The 15,873-nt window shown below is 46.7% G+C and carries 15 protein-coding genes; 3 read left to right on the top strand and 12 right to left on the bottom strand.

The features are described from left to right. The first annotated feature begins 46 nt into the window (after positions 1–46). Complete coding sequence (locus C4S60_RS04260) at positions 47–787, top strand: SDR family NAD(P)-dependent oxidoreductase (protein WP_103879099.1); 741 nt, start codon at positions 47–49, stop codon at positions 785–787. Between the two features lie 57 nt (positions 788–844). Here the strand turns inward: C4S60_RS04260 and C4S60_RS04255 are convergent, their stop codons facing one another. From C4S60_RS04255 to rppH, 5 genes are read right to left on the bottom strand one after another with little or no spacing between them, the layout of a single operon-like run. Next, on the bottom strand, positions 845–1,696 hold the full coding sequence (locus C4S60_RS04255) for a thymidylate synthase (protein WP_103879098.1): 852 nt from the start codon (positions 1,694–1,696) through the stop codon (positions 845–847). An 11-nt stretch (positions 1,697–1,707) separates the two neighbouring features. After that, positions 1,708–2,523: a prolipoprotein diacylglyceryl transferase gene (gene lgt / locus C4S60_RS04250; protein ID WP_103879097.1), complete on the bottom strand. Its 816-nt coding sequence runs from the start codon at positions 2,521–2,523 to the stop codon at positions 1,708–1,710. Positions 2,524–2,555: 32 nt separating this feature from the next. Next, positions 2,556–3,347 (bottom strand): sulfite exporter TauE/SafE family protein, encoded by a 792-nt coding sequence (locus C4S60_RS04245; RefSeq protein WP_103879096.1) that lies wholly within the window; start codon positions 3,345–3,347, stop codon positions 2,556–2,558. 22 nt (positions 3,348–3,369) lie between these two features. Continuing rightward, positions 3,370–5,619, bottom strand: coding sequence for a phosphoenolpyruvate--protein phosphotransferase (ptsP, locus tag C4S60_RS04240; protein ID WP_103879095.1), 2,250 nt, complete (start codon positions 5,617–5,619; stop codon positions 3,370–3,372). Between the two features lie 2 nt (positions 5,620–5,621). Beyond that, entirely contained in the window at positions 5,622–6,140 is a 519-nt protein-coding gene (rppH, locus tag C4S60_RS04235) for an RNA pyrophosphohydrolase (RefSeq protein ID WP_103879094.1), read from the bottom strand. Positions 6,141–6,766: 626 nt separating this feature from the next. Between rppH and mutH the strand changes: the two genes are divergently transcribed. After that, positions 6,767–7,432: a DNA mismatch repair endonuclease MutH gene (gene mutH, locus C4S60_RS04230; RefSeq protein ID WP_103879273.1), complete on the top strand. Its 666-nt coding sequence runs from the start codon at positions 6,767–6,769 to the stop codon at positions 7,430–7,432. Between the two features lie 7 nt (positions 7,433–7,439). On the opposite strand, the gene C4S60_RS04225 is transcribed toward mutH, so the two are convergent. After that, entirely contained in the window at positions 7,440–7,745 is a 306-nt protein-coding gene (locus tag C4S60_RS04225; RefSeq protein WP_103879093.1) for a DUF6482 family protein, read from the bottom strand. A 154-nt stretch (positions 7,746–7,899) separates the two neighbouring features. Between C4S60_RS04225 and C4S60_RS04220 the strand changes: the two genes are divergently transcribed. Then, the gene (locus C4S60_RS04220; RefSeq protein ID WP_103879092.1) at positions 7,900–8,934 is read left to right on the top strand and encodes an NADP(H)-dependent aldo-keto reductase; all 1,035 of its coding nucleotides are present in this window, start codon (positions 7,900–7,902) and stop codon (positions 8,932–8,934) included. 57 nt (positions 8,935–8,991) lie between these two features. Here C4S60_RS04220 and C4S60_RS04215 read toward each other — a convergent pair whose 3' ends face one another. The 6 genes from C4S60_RS04215 to recJ form a co-directional block, all read right to left on the bottom strand. Further along, positions 8,992–9,243 (bottom strand): DUF1127 domain-containing protein, encoded by a 252-nt coding sequence (locus C4S60_RS04215; RefSeq protein WP_103879091.1) that lies wholly within the window; start codon positions 9,241–9,243, stop codon positions 8,992–8,994. Positions 9,244–9,354: 111 nt separating this feature from the next. Next, positions 9,355–9,480: a hypothetical protein gene (locus C4S60_RS23845; protein ID WP_279626934.1), complete on the bottom strand. Its 126-nt coding sequence runs from the start codon at positions 9,478–9,480 to the stop codon at positions 9,355–9,357. A gap of 335 nt (positions 9,481–9,815) precedes the next feature. After that, positions 9,816–11,144 (bottom strand): sigma-54-dependent transcriptional regulator, encoded by a 1,329-nt coding sequence (locus tag C4S60_RS04210; RefSeq protein ID WP_103879090.1) that lies wholly within the window; start codon positions 11,142–11,144, stop codon positions 9,816–9,818. Positions 11,145–11,361: 217 nt separating this feature from the next. Next, on the bottom strand, positions 11,362–12,894 hold the full coding sequence (gene lysS / locus C4S60_RS04205; RefSeq protein WP_103879089.1) for a lysine--tRNA ligase: 1,533 nt from the start codon (positions 12,892–12,894) through the stop codon (positions 11,362–11,364). A 35-nt stretch (positions 12,895–12,929) separates the two neighbouring features. Beyond that, positions 12,930–14,028, bottom strand: a protein-coding gene (prfB, locus tag C4S60_RS04200) for a peptide chain release factor 2 (protein WP_103879088.1) whose coding sequence is annotated in 2 segments (ribosomal slippage) — positions 12,930–13,952 and positions 13,954–14,028 — 1,098 coding nt in all. Because the reading frame shifts where the segments join, the coding sequence is not laid out codon by codon here. Positions 14,029–14,132: 104 nt separating this feature from the next. Next, complete coding sequence (recJ, locus tag C4S60_RS04195; protein WP_103879272.1) at positions 14,133–15,872, bottom strand: single-stranded-DNA-specific exonuclease RecJ; 1,740 nt, start codon at positions 15,870–15,872, stop codon at positions 14,133–14,135. Between the last annotated feature and the right edge of the window lies 1 nt (position 15,873).

Here is a 15,873-nt window from a genome sequence, read left to right as displayed (position 1 = left end):
CCTATCGCTAGACTGACCTGAATGAAGTTCATCATAAGGGTCAGTTATGCAGAAAATCGCGTTAGTTACCGGAGCCTTTCAGGGAATAGGCTTAGCCACTTCTGAGCTACTAATGGAGCAAGGGTTTCATGTCATCATGGCAGACATTCAATCCTGTGCTTCTCTGGCTAATGACTTCAGACAGAAGGGTTATCTGGCCTCACACCTGAAAATTGACCTTGCGATGTCATCTATGTTTCCGGCCATCGCCAACAAGATTGAAGAGCAGTTTGGTCGGCTGGATGTATTGGTGAACAACGCCTCGATTCTGGTGGACTTTGGCTTGCACCCTTCACTGATAGACGAAGACACCTACCGCCGAGTTATCGAGGTAAATCAAATCGGCCCGTTCTTACTGACTCGCTCGCTGACACCATTGCTTAAAAAGTCAGATAACGCCCGTATCGTTAATGTCTCCAGTCAGGCGGCCCAGCTGTCACAACTGTCCGATATGGCCTCCCCAATCAAAGACGATATCTGTGCCGCATATCAGTCTTCGAAGATAGGTGTCAACGCCAATACGGTATTGTTCGCCAAAGAGCTCGAGCCTTATGGCATCAAAGTCAATTCCTATTGCCCGGGCTGGGTCGACTCGGGAATGAACCTCGACGAACTTCCCGATTACGGTGATAACATCAAACTGAAATCCCCGAAAGAAGGGGCAGATACCGCTATTTGGCTTGCAACGTTGGAAGAAGATGGCCCAACGGCAGGCTTCTTTACCGAACGAGAAGCTATCAGCTGGTAAATAGCACAACGCCGAGCAGACCGCTCGGCGTTTTAGTTATCTTATCGAAAGACAGAGTTATACAGAGAAAGGATAGCGGATTGGTTCATGACACTCATAGCCTTCCACCTCGAAGTCATCGAGTGTCACCCAGGTTTCCAGATCTTCAAGAGATTTAATCTCAGGGTTAATGTGGAAGGTCGGCGCTGCCAGTGGCTCGCGTTTCAACTGCACATCTCGCATTAACTCAAGCTGGTCTTCATAAATATGCGCATTAACAATCTTATGATAGGCCTGACCGGGTTTCTTACCCGTGATCTGGGCCATGATGGCAAGAAAGGCATACACCTGAACCATATTGAAGTTGAGTCCCAGCGGCACATCACAAGAGCGCTGAGTGCTATTGAGGTAAAGCGTATCACCCAAAAGTGAAAAGTGATGACTGTACATGCATGGGCGTAAGCACCCCATATGAAACTCACCCGGATTGTAGAAGTTCAGGATTTCACCACGATCATCGACACCCTTCTTCAGGTCATCCACTATCTTGCGCAGTTGATCAATATGACCACCGTCCGGCTTAGCCCACGCTCGGCCCTGAACACCATAAACACGCCCCATGTCATCCTCACCTTTACGATAAGGGTTGTTCAACCAAGCCTCATTCAGGTTCGCATTCGCATCCCAGGTTTTGGTGCCCAGTTTACGAAAGTCCTCTGCATTATCGTAGCCACGAATATAACCCAGTAGTTCCGCTACCGCTGCCTTCCAGAAGCTCTTTCGTGTCGTTACAAGAGGGAAAGCATTGTTCGCAACATCATACGTCAGATCGGCGTTGATGACCGTCAGGCAGCGTTTTCCTGTACGTTCATTCTCAATCCAAACGCCTTCGTCAACAATGCGCTGGCACAAGTCTAAATACTGCTTCACGACAATTCCTATTATTTTGATACTTTGTTTGTGTGGCGTCCGTTGACTTTATAAGCCCAAACCACCATCAGTGAACCGATAATCACCATAGGTAACGACAGGATCTGCCCCATTGAGATATACCCGCCAAACAAGCCTAAATGAGCATCTGGCTCACGTACGTATTCCACCAAGAACCTAAATGTACCATACCCGAGCAAGAATAACCCTGATACCGCTCCTTCCGGGCGGGGTCTGCGAATGAACCAATTCAGGATAAAGAACAACACCACACCTTCAAGCGCAAACTCATACAGTTGTGAAGGATGGCGAGGCAGTGGCCCCCCGTTTGGAAAAACAATCGCCCAAGGGACATCTGTTACACGTCCCCAAAGCTCACTGTTCATGAAATTCCCAAGTCGTCCCATGCCGAGGCCAAATGGCACCAACGGTGCAATAAAGTCTGCAACATTGAAGAAGGTGCGTCCATTTTTTCTGGCATACCAGAACATAGCAGTAATCACACCAAGTAAGCCTCCATGGAATGACATGCCACCAGTCCACACTTTAAACAGGTATAAAGGGTCACGAATCAACTCGTCAAAGCCATAGAAAAGCACATAGCCCACCCGGCCACCAATAACGACCCCTAGAAAACCCGCAAACAACAAATCGGACACCTGCTCACGAGTCCAGCCTGAATTCGGCTTATCGGCACGACGGTTCGCCAACCACATGGCAAAGGCAAAACCAACGAGATACATCAAGCCGTACCATCGAATCGAGAGGGGACCGAGTTCAAAAAGAACTGGGTCTATATTAGGAAACTGAATATATCCCTGAGACATAAATCGCTCACTTAATCTGGTTTAATATCGAACTAAAACATCATTGAAAATGATACAAACAATAGAAAGACTGCAAAAATCTTTTTAAGTTTCGGAGTTGGCATACTTGTGGCGAGTCTTGCACCAAAACGCGTTGTTAGCATGGACGTGGCGGCAATGGCAATCAGTGCGGGTAAATACACGTAACCGATGCTGTATGGCGGCAGCTCTTCAACACTCGCGCCATGCATAATAAATCCAACCATCCCCGACATCGCAATTACACAACCGCAAACTGAAGAAGAGCCTACCGCTTTTCGCATCTCAACGCCATGTTTACTGAGAAATGGCACTGACATTGAGCCACCACCAATTCCAGCCAAACTGGAAATCATACCAATCCCGGCACCGTAAAAAGTGGTTTTAAATGGAGATGGCAACTGACGGGTTGACTGATATTTTAACGACAGAAACATCTGAACCGCCAATGCCAGTACAATCAACGCAAATACCCGTGGCAAATACTGAGATGGGATCCATTCAGCAAAATTAGATCCCGCAAACCCACCAATCACAACGCCAGGCATCAGCCACTTAATGACAAACAGATCGACATTGCCCAGTTTCAAATGATTGAGCGCTGACGAGCCTGAAGTAATGATGATGGATGCAAGAGAAGTCGCAAGGGCAATTTGCATCACCAAATCACCGGAAATATCAAACTTGGGCAAAAGAAACGCCAGAGCCGGGACGACGATCAAGCCTCCGCCAATACCAAGCAGGCCAGACATAGTGCCAACGACTGCGCCCAAAGCCAGCAGCAGCAAAATTAATTCATAATTCACACAGTTACCAAAGACATTTTAGTTAAGATTTGCCTGCTCGAATAAAGCCTGCTAAGCCTTTATCTTCAAAATAATCACGCATCTGATTATATATGGTTTCCCCATAAGGCTGTATCAATGCTCTGTCAGCAAGTTGTTGCAACTCTTTGAGCGAACATTGTCTGAGCAGGTATTTCACTTTTGCTACGTTAGAGGTGTTCATACTGAGCGCATCATATCCCAACCCCACCAGCAAAAGCGCCCCAATGGGGTCCCCTGCCAACTCACCACAAATACATACGGGTAAATTATGCGCCTGACAGGTTTCAAATATATGTTTCATCGCAGCCAATACGGATGGATGCAAGGTTTCATAAATGTCAGCCACCTGCGCGTTGTTGCGATCAACGGCCAACAGGTACTGGGTCAGATCGTTGGTGCCCACAGATACGAAGTCCATTTTATGGGCCATAAAAGGCAACAGATAGAGCATCGACGGCACTTCGATCATCACACCAATTTGTGGTTTTTCCAGTTGCGGATACTGCTCCGAAACCTCATAAAAAGCCTGATCGATCAGATCAATAGCGCCATCTAACTCCTGTACAGAAGAGACCATGGGTAACAAGATGCTCAGATTATTCAGCCCGATACTGGCACGCAACATCGCCCGAAGCTGAATCAGGAAGATGTCTGGGTGATCGAGAGTAAATCGTATTCCACGCCAACCCAAAAATGGGTTGTCTTCATCGATTGGGAGATAAGGCAACGCTTTGTCCCCACCAATATCGAGGGTGCGCATCACCACACGCTTTGTCGGATAGGATGCCAACACAGAGCGATACTGCTGAACCTGCTCTTCTTCGGAAGGAAACTGCTGTTGAAGCAAAAACGATATTTCAGTCCGGTACAGGCCGACACCATCGACATCCTTGTTAATCGAAATACTGGTATCTGCACTCAGGCCGGCATTGAGCATCACCTGAATGCGCTTACCATCCTGGGTACTGGCCTCGAGATTGACTGTCTGCTCTACCATGTGTGACAGTTCCGATTCTTCGGTCACCAGTTCACGGTATTCCAGTAACAACTCATTACTCGGATCGGGGAAGATCTCACCACTGTACCCATCGACAATACCTAACTTGCCACTGAGCCTTTCTGGGTTGGTATTTACCCCCATCACCGCAGGGATCCCCATCGCGCGCGACAAAATTGCTGCATGAGAGTTGGCCGCTCCCTCTAACGACACCACTGCAAGCAGTTGTTCTTTCGGTACCGATGCCAAGATAGAAGCCGTTAACTCACGAACCACTAAAATCACTGGCTCGCTAAACTCATGCAAAGGCTGCTCGGTATTGTGCAGAAAGAACAGTAATCGCTGCCCGAGCTCTTTGACATCCTGAGCTCGCTCACGCATATAAACATCAGACATTTTAGCGAAACGATTAGCGTAGCTTTCTACGACCTGCCTGAGTGCCCAATCCGCTCTGTCGCCCTTTTGAATCTGGGCCTTGAGATCGTTGCGCAGCATGGGGTCATTCAACAAGTGAGTGAAGAGGTCAAAAATCGCCAGTGCGTCCTTGTTCAACTCATGGTCGAGCTTTTTACGCATACGCTTAAAATCAGCAAGCGCATCTTCAATGGCCACCGACAAAATTTCATGTTCTCGGACGACATCCAGTGTTGACGCTGGAAAAACATTGTTCAAATCTGGTTGCGTGTTGTCCCACCAAATCGGACCGATAGCGACACCGGATGAAGCACCGATGCCTTTAATGACCTGAGTTTTATTGTCATCAAAGAATCCATGTCCCTGCGCCGTAGCATGGGCAATCAGTACCGCTATTTGTGCCGAGAGCGTCACCAGAAACGACTCTTCCATTTCACTAAATTGACGCGAAGATTTCTGCTGGATCACCAGTACACCCAATACCTGCTTTCTATGGATAATGGGAGTGCCAAGAAAAGAATGATAAACATCCTCCCCCAGTTCAGGGAAGAATTTGAAGGCAGGATGATTAGCGGCTTCTGCCAGGTTAATGGGTTCAGCGGTTCGTTTCACCAACCCAACCAGACCCTCATCGAAGCCAATATGGATAGTATCGCCTTTGAATGTCAGCCCCTGAGTTGCCATTAGCTCCAGACGCTGCTTATCTTCATTAGCAAGATAAATCGTGCAGCACTCTGTGTTCATGGCTGCACATGTTTGTTGTACAAGGATCTCGAGGGCGGCGTGCACGTCTTCTACTTTTGATACGTGCTCAACTATGTCCCTTAGTTGCGATAGCATACTTACCCTCTTCGGTGCTTTCTCTTACCTTTAAATTTGCGTTCCTTAAATGGCATCGCTAAAGACGCAAACTCCTTCATTGCACGCCTGTAAACGTCTCGCTTAAACGACACAACTTGCCTCACCGGATACCAATAACTTACCCAACGCCAACCATCAAACTCAGGGGAATTACCACGCTGCATATTGATTTTTGATTCATCGCAATCCAAACGCAGTAAAAACCATTTCTGTTTTTGTCCGATACAAACAGGTTTCGAATCCCAACGCACCAAGCGCTTAGGGAGCTTATACCTTAGCCAGTGGCGACTCACTGCAACGATTTTGACATCGTTTTTGGTCAATCCCACTTCTTCATATAATTCTCGATACATGGCCTGTTCAGGGGATTCACCTTCGTCAATACCACCCTGAGGAAATTGCCATGAGTGTTGTCCGTATCGTTTAGCCCAGAAGACCTGACCATGGTTGTTACAGATCACAATACCAACATTGAGTCGGTAACCATCGCCATCTATCACTGGCCAACCTCAATTAAATTTTCGTTACTGTGATTTTTCCACATATCCCCATGTTGAGCAAACATAGAGACCCGTAAATTTGAACAATTCCCATTAAATAGATGCTCACTGGATAAGTTTCGTACTTCACCTCACTTATCAACACGACAATGAGACCTAGCCCACATTTATTCACCTTTTCTGTGAATAACCATGTGAAGAATCTATGATCTTAGTGACTTTTTGAACAGCAACAGAACCCGAAATTAGAATAAAGACAAAACAAATTAATAAATTATCATTAATTTTCAGGCAATTAAAAACAAACCAAAGGCCAAGTTCATTTTTCAACAACCAATATCTGCTCAACAAATCAGATCGGTTAAAGATCCATCACTCCGGGTTTTATCCACATGCGATAGATAAGCTTCCGAGTATTTTGCGATTTTTCAAGCGTTAATTTACTAAAAACACCTGTTTATTCATACAGATTGTCGTATTTATCTAATTTGCAGCCCTACATCTGTGGATAACTCAGTAATAGATCAATTTTGCGCCAGGCTGATCTTTTTTTGTTCGCGGAAAAACGTCCCCGCCATGATAGAATGACGCTACTCCAGTCACTGCTTGAACCATCAGATAATACGATGAAATCCACTCCTACTTCAGAAACTGAACTGTTACAACGCGCGCGAGACATCGCTGGCATGACGTTTGGCGAATTAGCCCGACAAGCGAACATGATCGTACCGGAGAATCTTAAACGAGATAAAGGCTGGGTAGGTCAGTTGCTCGAATGGCATCTGGGGGCGAAAGCAGGCAGCAAACCGGTTCAGGATTTTCCGGAGATTGGTGTGGAACTCAAAAGTATTCCAATCAGTTACAGTGGCAAACCTCTCGAGTCCACCTTTGTCTGTGTCGCCCCACTGACGGGCGTCACAGGGCTGACTTGGGAAACTAGCCATATCCGTAATAAGCTTTCTCGCGTGCTTTGGTTACCCGTAGAAGGGGAGCGTGAAATACCCGTCGCTGAGCGCCATGTCGGTTCTCCACTCATTTGGAGTCCCTCTGAAGAAGAGGAAACCATGCTAAAAAACGACTGGGAAGAACTGATGGAGTTGATCACGCTCGGACAGGTCAATCAGATCACGGCACACAGTGGTGAGGTATTGCAAATTCGCCCCAAAGCTGCGAACAGCCGCGTCAAAACCGAAGCCTACGGAGCCTCAGGGCAGCCCATTAAAACCTTGCCCCGCGGCTTTTACCTAAGAGCAAGTTTCACTGGATACATTTTAAAACGTTACTTTGTCTAATGGCCACTCAATGTAAGTTGAGCTCAATATCGCAATACCGGTTCATCTCCGCACTGCCGCATTCATCATAAGCGTTATGCAGTCGAAGGTAGGCTTTTTCTACCCCCAGACGATAGAGTGCTTCTTTTACTGAGTCTAAAGAGTCAAAATGAATCGGTTCATCATCCTCTTTGATTGGCTCAAGCTTATGCTTGTATTCCACTGCTAACAGATAGTGTGAAATATCAGCGCAACCTATCACAAAGACTTTAGGCGGTTTATAAGTGTCTTTATGATGTCCGTGTAACCACCGATCGAGCTGATGCTTTTGCATATTCCACCTCCTTCCTAATACCGTGGATAATGCGTTACTGATACACTCCAGTTTAGTCAAAATAACGCCCTTGCGTACTATTTGAACAGATATTTTGCTAAATGAGGATGACTTCGGTATATAGTGGATAAAAACGACAACTAAGGAAGGCTCAATGGAATATCATAAGCTCCCGCATTCTTCACTCGAAGTCAGTAAGATTTGCCTCGGGACCATGACTTATGGTGAGCAAAACACCAGACAGGACGCATTCGATCAGCTCGACTTTGCTGTTGAGCGGGGCATCAACTTTATCGATACGGCGGAAATGTACCCTGTCCCGCCTAATGGAAAAAGTCAGGGGTTAACCGAAGAGTACATCGGTGACTGGCTGAAGCATTCTGATAAACGTCAGAAAGTCATCGTTGCGACAAAAGTCGCGGGCCCAAGAAATGTCCCCTATATTCGAGAGAATATGAGTTTGGATCGCCGTAATATTCATCAGGCGATCGACGACAGTCTGACCCGATTAAAAACTGATTATATCGATCTTTATCAACTGCATTGGCCACAACGAAGAACCAACTGTTTTGGTCAGTTAAATTACCCTTATCCGGAAGGCAATGAAGAAATCACGTTAATAGAAACATTAGAGGCATTAAATGAACTTATTAACGCTGGGAAAATTCGCTATATCGGAGTCTCTAACGAAACACCCTGGGGAGTAATGACTCTGCTGAAGTTGGCAGAGAAACACAATTTACCTCGTATCGTTTCCATTCAGAATCCCTATAACTTGCTGAATCGTAGCTTTGAAATCGGACTGTCTGAAATTAGCCACCATGAAGGCGTTGAACTGCTCGCATATTCGCCTCTTGCTTTTGGTTGCCTCAGTGGTAAATATCTCAACAACCAACGACCTGAGGGCGCCAGGTGTAGCCTGTTCGAACGTTTTGTTCGCTATTTTACCCCACAGGGTATTGAGGCTACTCAGGCCTATGTCGACCTGGCTAAGGAGCACGGTTTGGATCCGGCTCAAATGGCTCTGGCCTTTGTAAATCAGCGCCCATTTGTTGCCTCCAATATTATTGGCGCCACCACCCTTGAGCAACTGAAAAGTAATATTGAAAGTCTTGATGTTGTTCTGACTGAAGAGCTGCTGGAGCAGCTTCATGAAATAGGGGCGAAGTATTCTAATCCTTGCCCCTAGTTTTCGGTTTGAATTGATTTTTGTGGGCGGAAGGTTATCAGGCCTTCCGCCCTTTGGTTACGTCGCTATTCTAGAATGCAACTCTCGACGAAGGTGACGAGTTTTGCGTTTCGCGACTACGTGTGGAGGAGCTACATGACCAAGAGGACGACCTTCTGTGTCCAGACCGATGTCTCGTAGTAAGTGCTCGCTGTACAGAGGTAGCTCATGGGCATTGCGACGGTAGCGTCGTTTCCATTCACGTTCTTCCTTATGGATGTCTGCTTTGATTAACCAAGTTGCCACTGTTAAATAAATTGATGTACGCATGATAATCTCCTGAATTTTAATATTCAGAGGAGCAGAAATAGCGTCAGAGGATAATATTGGGTTTGCCTCATGTGACTGCTAATTCCGCAGCCTCTTGAGGTTACGGATTAATTAAGCTTTTGCTGATGTCGCAGCGGGTTTATCTGCCACCATTACGGTAGATAGATCTGACCACTTGCGATCTGCATGAGTAAATCGATCAGCACAAATATTGATAAAAGAAATACGTTTCATCATTTTCTGTGCCTCCATACTCACTTAATAATCCGAAAAATTTGAAAGGTTGAGCGCCTTGCTCACGGTCAATTCTTATGCAATATGATGATAAGTTCAACAGAAATGTTACAAAGAATGTCAAAACAAAGTAATGTTCCAATATAGTTACAATGAATCGCTCACCACCTCAATATATACTCAATATCACTCAATGTTTGGTGGATCATTTTACATACAAATAAAACAACCAAAGATTGTATGACTCTGTCGTAACGCGAGTGGCTTCACAAAATAATTGTAATCTGAGTGGTATTTGTCAACGGATATAAAAAAAGACGCATGAGCGCCTTTTTCTATTACATCGTTTCTTCCGTTATCAGGTTATGCTTATTTAACAGCCTGTACATAGTCGCTCGGGAAATTCCCAACTCTTTAGCCGCCAGCGTTACCTGTCCATTGTGGCTGTCCAGCACCAAAATTAACGCATCTCGCTCAGAACGCTCACGGATACTCTTAAGACTTCGTTTGCCAGAGAAAGTCCCCGGCAACTCAAAGTGTTTCTTACTCAAAACCTCTTCCTCTGCCATGAGTACAGCACGCTTGACCTGATTCAGCAGCTCTTTGACATTACCCGGCCAGTGATAATAGGTTAATGACTTCAAGGCATCATCGTCAATAGACTTCACAGGAGAATTAAACTCCTTTGCGAACTGACTGATGTAGTGACCTACGAGCAATCCGATATCCGTTGCACGCTCTTTAAGACTCGGCACATTAATGCGTAACACATTAATACAGTGGAACAACTCTTCGTTGAACATACCATCACCCAATGCCTTCTCAATATCGGATGAATCGGCCGCTAAAATGCGCACATCAAATTCTTTGATGCCATATTCAGTTTCTATCTGACCATCTTGATAAAACTTCAGTAAATTGAGTTGCTGCTTTGGAGGTAAGGTAAAAATGTCATTCAACAGGATCGTTCCGCCTGATGCCTGATCGATAAGCGACGGTTGATCGCTCCCGTGCATACCAAAGAACTCATTTTCGAAACGGGCATCAGAAAACGCACGACAATTCACGGCAATAAAGGGCTTTTGCGACCGAGATGAACAGCGATGAATCGCTTTCGCGACGGACTCTTTGCCTGAACCCACCTCACCATGAATCATGATGCTCACGTCCGTAGGACCAATGCGTCTGATTTGATCTCGCAAACGTCTCACAGGCAACGATTGGCCAACCAATCCCAGATCACTGTCTTTACTGTTATGCGGCCACACTCGCTGCTCCAGCTTGAGCATTCCAAGTTGGTGGCCGATTGTACTCATCAGTCGTGAGTCAGGAATTGGCGTCGTAAAGAAGTCGATACAGAAATTCACAATAAACTGGCAGATAGTGTCCGAGCTGAGTTGTGATTCTCGAATAAAGGCAATCCAGCGCACTTGTTTGTGTGTACTCACCAGCTTGGCAATACCATTGAGACTGAAATCATCTCTGGTTAGGTCGACGATACCAATACACGGGCCTATCTCTGAAAACAACGCGTCCGCTTTACGCAGATCGGAACATTGTGTGCAACGCCATCCGGCCTGCTCTAACACAGATAGCCATGGCTCGTAGGTTCCCCCCACTACAACGAGTGAGCCGGGGATAGAATCCATTCGAAATTCACTTCCCATCACATAATTCCTTATTATTGTTTTTAGATTCAACTTATTAATTCTATTGAATTCACCCTAGCTATCAAATAGAGCTATCGCAAGAAACACAACCACAACTGTCTCAGAATTAAGACTAGTGCACGATTTCTGACTTTTCTACTTATGTGACTGATTATTTGGCATGAAAAAAGCCTCTCCTAGGAGAGGCTTTGTCAGATTCAATAACCGCTTGGAATTACTGTTGAGGACGCATTGCCGGGAACAGAATCACGTCGCGAATCGTGTGCGTGTTGGTAAACAGCATCGCAAGACGGTCGATACCAATACCTTGACCCGCTGTTGGTGGTAGACCGTGCTCAAGTGCAGTAATGTAGTCTGCATCGTAGTACATCGCTTCGTCATCACCCGCGTCTTTCGCATCAACCTGCGCTTTGAAGCGTGCGTCTTGGTCTTCTGCATCGTTAAGCTCAGAGAAACCGTTCGCTACTTCACGACCACCGATGAAGAACTCGAAGCGGTCAGTGAAGAATGGGTTGTCATCGCTACGACGCGCCAGTGGAGAGATATCCGCTGGGTAGCCAGTGATGAACGTTGGTTGGATAAGCTGAGGCTCAGCCGTCTCACCAAAGATCTCTTCCAGAAGCTGACCGCAGGTCCAGAAAGATTCAACTTCAACGTGAACCGATTTCGCGATAGCAACCATCTTGTCACGGTTAGTTAGGTCTTCTTCTGTTAGTGCTTGGATTTCAACGTGATCCGGGTTGTAGTGTTTGATCGCTTCAAACATGCTCATACGAGCGTAAGTGCCACCAAACTCAACCGTTTCATCGCCGTAAGGCATTGACGTTGAACCTAGAACATCCATCGCTACCGTGCTTAGCATCTCTTCCGTCAGATCCATCAGATCTTTGTAGTCAGCGTACGCTTGGTAGAACTCCATCATAGTGAATTCTGGGTTGTGACGTGGCGATAGGCCTTCGTTACGGAAGTTACGGTTGATCTCGAATACGCGATCAAAGCCACCGACTACCAGACGTTTTAGGTAAAGCTCTGGTGCAACACGTAGGTACATGTCGATATCAAGCGCGTTGTGGTGGGTGATAAATGGACGTGCAGTCGCGCCGCCAGGGATCACGTGCATCATTGGCGTTTCAACTTCCAGATAGCCTTTTGAGCTCATGAAGTTGCGGATAGATGACACCAGCTTAGAACGAATGATGAATGCGTGACGAGAGTCTTCGTTAACGATTAGGTCAACGTAACGCTGACGGTAACGCATCTCTTGGTCAGTCAGACCGTGGAACTTCTCTGGTAGTGGACGAAGTGCTTTAGTTAGCAACTCGTACTCTTCCATGTTGACGTATAGGTCGCCTTTACCAGATTTGTGCAGCGCACCTTTCACACCGATGATGTCACCGATATCAAGACCTTGGTATTTTTCTTTCAGCTCTTTTTGAACATCTTTTGCTGCGTATGCTTGGATACGGCCAGAGGTTTCTTGAATCGCTAGGAATGGACCACGCTTAGCCATAACACGACCCGCGATAGCCACTACGTGGTTTAGCTCTTCTAGCTCTTCTTTTGTCTTTTCACCAAATTCCGCTTGAAGGTCGCCTGCAAGGTGCTCACGACGGAAATCATTTGGGTGGCCGTTAGCTTTGCAGCTTTTACGGATGTGATCCAGCTTGCTACGACGCTCAGCGATCAGCTTGTTCTCTTCAGGTGAATAGGCTTCTTGTGCGTTTTCGTTTTGAACAGCATCAGTCATTTTCGATGTATCCTGTTTTAAAAGTGGTGAAAAGCTTACAGGCCTGATTTTAGGCTAGCTTCGATAAATTTGTCCAAGTCGCCATCAAGAACCGCTTGAGTGTTGCGGTTTTCAATGCCAGTACGCAAGTCTTTAATGCGTGAATCATCAAGTACGTAAGAGCGAATTTGGCTGCCCCAACCGATGTCAGATTTCGCATCTTCGTTCGCTTGCTTCTCTGCGTTTTGCTTCTGCAGTTCATGCTCGAACAGTTTTGCACGAAGCTGTTTCATCGCTTGGTCTTTGTTTTTATGCTGAGAACGATCGTTCTGGCACTGAACCACAATGTTAGTAGGAACGTGGGTAATACGAACCGCAGATTCCGTGGTGTTAACGTGCTGACCACCCGCACCAGAAGCGCGGTAGACGTCGATACGAAGATCAGATGGGTTGATCTCGATATCAATGTTGTCATCAATCTCTGGATAAACAAACGCAGAAGCAAATGAAGTGTGACGACGGCCGCTTGAGTCAAATGGTGACTTACGAACCAGACGGTGAACACCCGTTTCTGTGCGTAGCCAGCCGTAAGCATACTCGCCCGATACCTTCACTGTTGCGCCTTTAAGGCCTGCAACTTCACCTTCTGATACTTCGATAATCTCGGTCTTGAAGCCTTTCGCTTCTGCCCAACGTAGATACATGCGTAGCATCATGTTGGTCCAGTCTTGCGCTTCTGTACCGCCCGAGCCCGATTGCAAGTCGATGTAGCAATCTGATGCATCGTGGTCACCGGCGAACATTCGGCGGAACTCAAGCGTTTCTAGCTTGGCTTCCAGCTCAGCAAGTTCTGGTTCAATTTCATCGAACGTTTCTTGGTCTTCTTCTTCCACCGCAAGCTCTAGAAGACCGTCTACGTCTTCTACACCTTGGTCAAGAAGGTCGATGGTTTCAACAACCGCTTCCAGTGAGGCACGCTCTTTACCCAGTGCTTGTGCACGGTCAGGTTCGTTCCAGACATCCGGTTGTTCAAGTTCTGCGTTGACTTCTTCTAGACGCTCTTTCTTAGCGTCATAGTCAAAGATACCCCCTCAGGATATTTGTGCGTTCAGACACATCCTGTAGGCGGTTTTTGATAGGATTGATTTCAAACATATTTGCTCAGCATTTATGAGTAGAATTTAACCGCAGAATTCTACTCAAAAATGTGACGAAGATACAGGAAAATATCGATTTTCCTTGACCTATTTCATGAGCCTCTAGCGAGGCTCAATATGGTCGACCATCAGTTGTAGTGACTGGTTTCCACGAAACTCGTTGATATCCAGTTTATAGGCTAGGGTCACCGTTTTTACTGACGCATCTGGCCAGCGTCGCAGATCGACATTAAAAGCGATGGCATCCAGCATAATGTTACTGCCAAAGCCCTTATGCATCGGCTCAACCATTAGCTTCAGGTGTTTTTCCCCTACCAGCTTTTGATGCAGTACTTTAAACTCACCGTCAAAAACGGGATCAGGGAAGGCCTGTCCCCAGGGTCCACCGGCTCGCAATTGCTCTGCCGTATGCATAGAAAACTCTTCCGGTTTCAGTTCTCCGTCTGACAGAATAATCCCTTTCAGGGCCGTGTCACCCAGTTCATCGCGAACTACCCCATCGAATAGACGGCTAAAGCGCTCAAAGTCCTTTTCCATAATCGTCAGACCCGCAGCCATCGCATGACCGCCAAACTTAGCAATGAGTCCAGGATTCTGCGTATCAATTTTATCCAGAGCATCGCGCATGTGTAGCCCCTGAATCGAACGACAACTGCCTTTGATCGTGCCTTCACCACCATCTGCAAATGCGATAACCGGTCGATGAAACTTGTCTTTAATTCGTGATGCCAGAATGCCAATGACCCCCTGATGCCAGTCTCTTTGGAACAATGCCAGACCATAAGGCAACTCTGTTTTGTCGCTGAATTGCAAGCGCTCACAAAAGGCCAGCGCCTCTTGTTTCATACCCTCTTCAATATCCTTACGCGTCTGGTTCAGGCCATCAAGTTCGCTGGCCATGCGGCGCGCAGCATGAATATTGTCGGACATCAGCAACTCAACGCCAAATGACATGTCATCAAGACGACCTGCAGCATTAATACGCGGTCCTAATGCAAACCCAAAATCTGCTGCGACGAGTTTTCGGGCATCGCGTTTAGCAATTTCAATCAGCGCCTGAATCCCCGGACGAGCTTTACCAGCACGAATTCGCTGCAAGCCCTGATGCACCAGAATCCGGTTATTTTCATCCAGCGGCACCACATCCGCTACCGTGCCCAGTGCAACCAGATCAATCAGCTCCATCAGCTTCGGCTCCGCCATCCCCTGACGAGCAAACCAACCAAGCTTTCGCATGTGCACACAAAGCGCCATCATTAGATAAAATGCGACACCCACTCCTGCCAGGGCTTTTGATGGAAAGCCACATTCATTCAGGTTAGGGTTGACCATTGCATCCACATTGGGCAACTCGGAGCCAGGCAAGTGATGGTCCGTCACCAGCACTTTAATGCCATTCTCTTTCGCGTATTGCACGCCGGCGATTGAGGAAACCCCATTGTCTACCGTCATGATCACTTCAGCACCGATTTCAATCGCCTGATCGACCACTTCTGGACTCAGTCCATAGCCATCTTCAAAACGATTAGGGACCAGATAGTCGACATTGCGACTACCCAACATGCGTAAAGCCAATACCGACAGCGCTGAACTGGTTGCACCGTCTGCATCAAAATCACCAACGACGATGATACGTTGTTGCTGCTCAATCGCCGCAAACAGCAGCTCGACTGCGGAATCGATACCCGCCAGCTGTTGAAAGGAATGTAACCCTTTGGCCGCTTTTTCCAATTGAGCCACATCACTCACGCCACGGCTAATGTACAGACGGCGTAGTAAAGCAGGAATAGAGTCAGGAAGTATCGAAATATCGACTTCAGGACGACGTTGGATTTCTATCATA

This window comes from Vibrio hangzhouensis, assembly GCF_900107935.1.
Classification (GTDB): Bacteria; Pseudomonadota; Gammaproteobacteria; order Enterobacterales; family Vibrionaceae; genus Vibrio; species Vibrio hangzhouensis.
Note: the sequence above shows the minus strand (reverse complement) of the source record. Positions and strands in the feature narration are given on the sequence as shown.

Excerpts from the sequence above, each read along its gene's own strand:
- C4S60_RS04260 (WP_103879099.1), top strand. The coding sequence starts at position 47 with ATGCAGAAAATCGCGTTAGTTACCGGAGCCTTTCAGGGAATAGGCTTA.
- lgt (WP_103879097.1), bottom strand. The coding sequence starts at position 2,523 with ATGTCTCAGGGATATATTCAGTTTCCTAATATAGACCCAGTTCTTTTT.
- ptsP (WP_103879095.1), bottom strand. The coding sequence starts at position 5,619 with ATGCTATCGCAACTAAGGGACATAGTTGAGCACGTATCAAAAGTAGAA.
- mutH (WP_103879273.1), top strand. The coding sequence starts at position 6,767 with ATGAAATCCACTCCTACTTCAGAAACTGAACTGTTACAACGCGCGCGA.
- C4S60_RS04225 (WP_103879093.1), bottom strand. The coding sequence starts at position 7,745 with ATGCAAAAGCATCAGCTCGATCGGTGGTTACACGGACATCATAAAGAC.
- C4S60_RS04220 (WP_103879092.1), top strand. The coding sequence starts at position 7,900 with ATGGAATATCATAAGCTCCCGCATTCTTCACTCGAAGTCAGTAAGATT.
- C4S60_RS04215 (WP_103879091.1), bottom strand. The coding sequence starts at position 9,243 with ATGCGTACATCAATTTATTTAACAGTGGCAACTTGGTTAATCAAAGCA.
- C4S60_RS23845 (WP_279626934.1), bottom strand. The coding sequence starts at position 9,480 with ATGATGAAACGTATTTCTTTTATCAATATTTGTGCTGATCGATTTACT.
- C4S60_RS04210 (WP_103879090.1), bottom strand. The coding sequence starts at position 11,144 with ATGGGAAGTGAATTTCGAATGGATTCTATCCCCGGCTCACTCGTTGTA.
- lysS (WP_103879089.1), bottom strand. The coding sequence starts at position 12,894 with ATGACTGATGCTGTTCAAAACGAAAACGCACAAGAAGCCTATTCACCT.
- recJ (WP_103879272.1), bottom strand. The coding sequence starts at position 15,872 with ATGATAGAAATCCAACGTCGTCCTGAAGTCGATATTTCGATACTTCCT.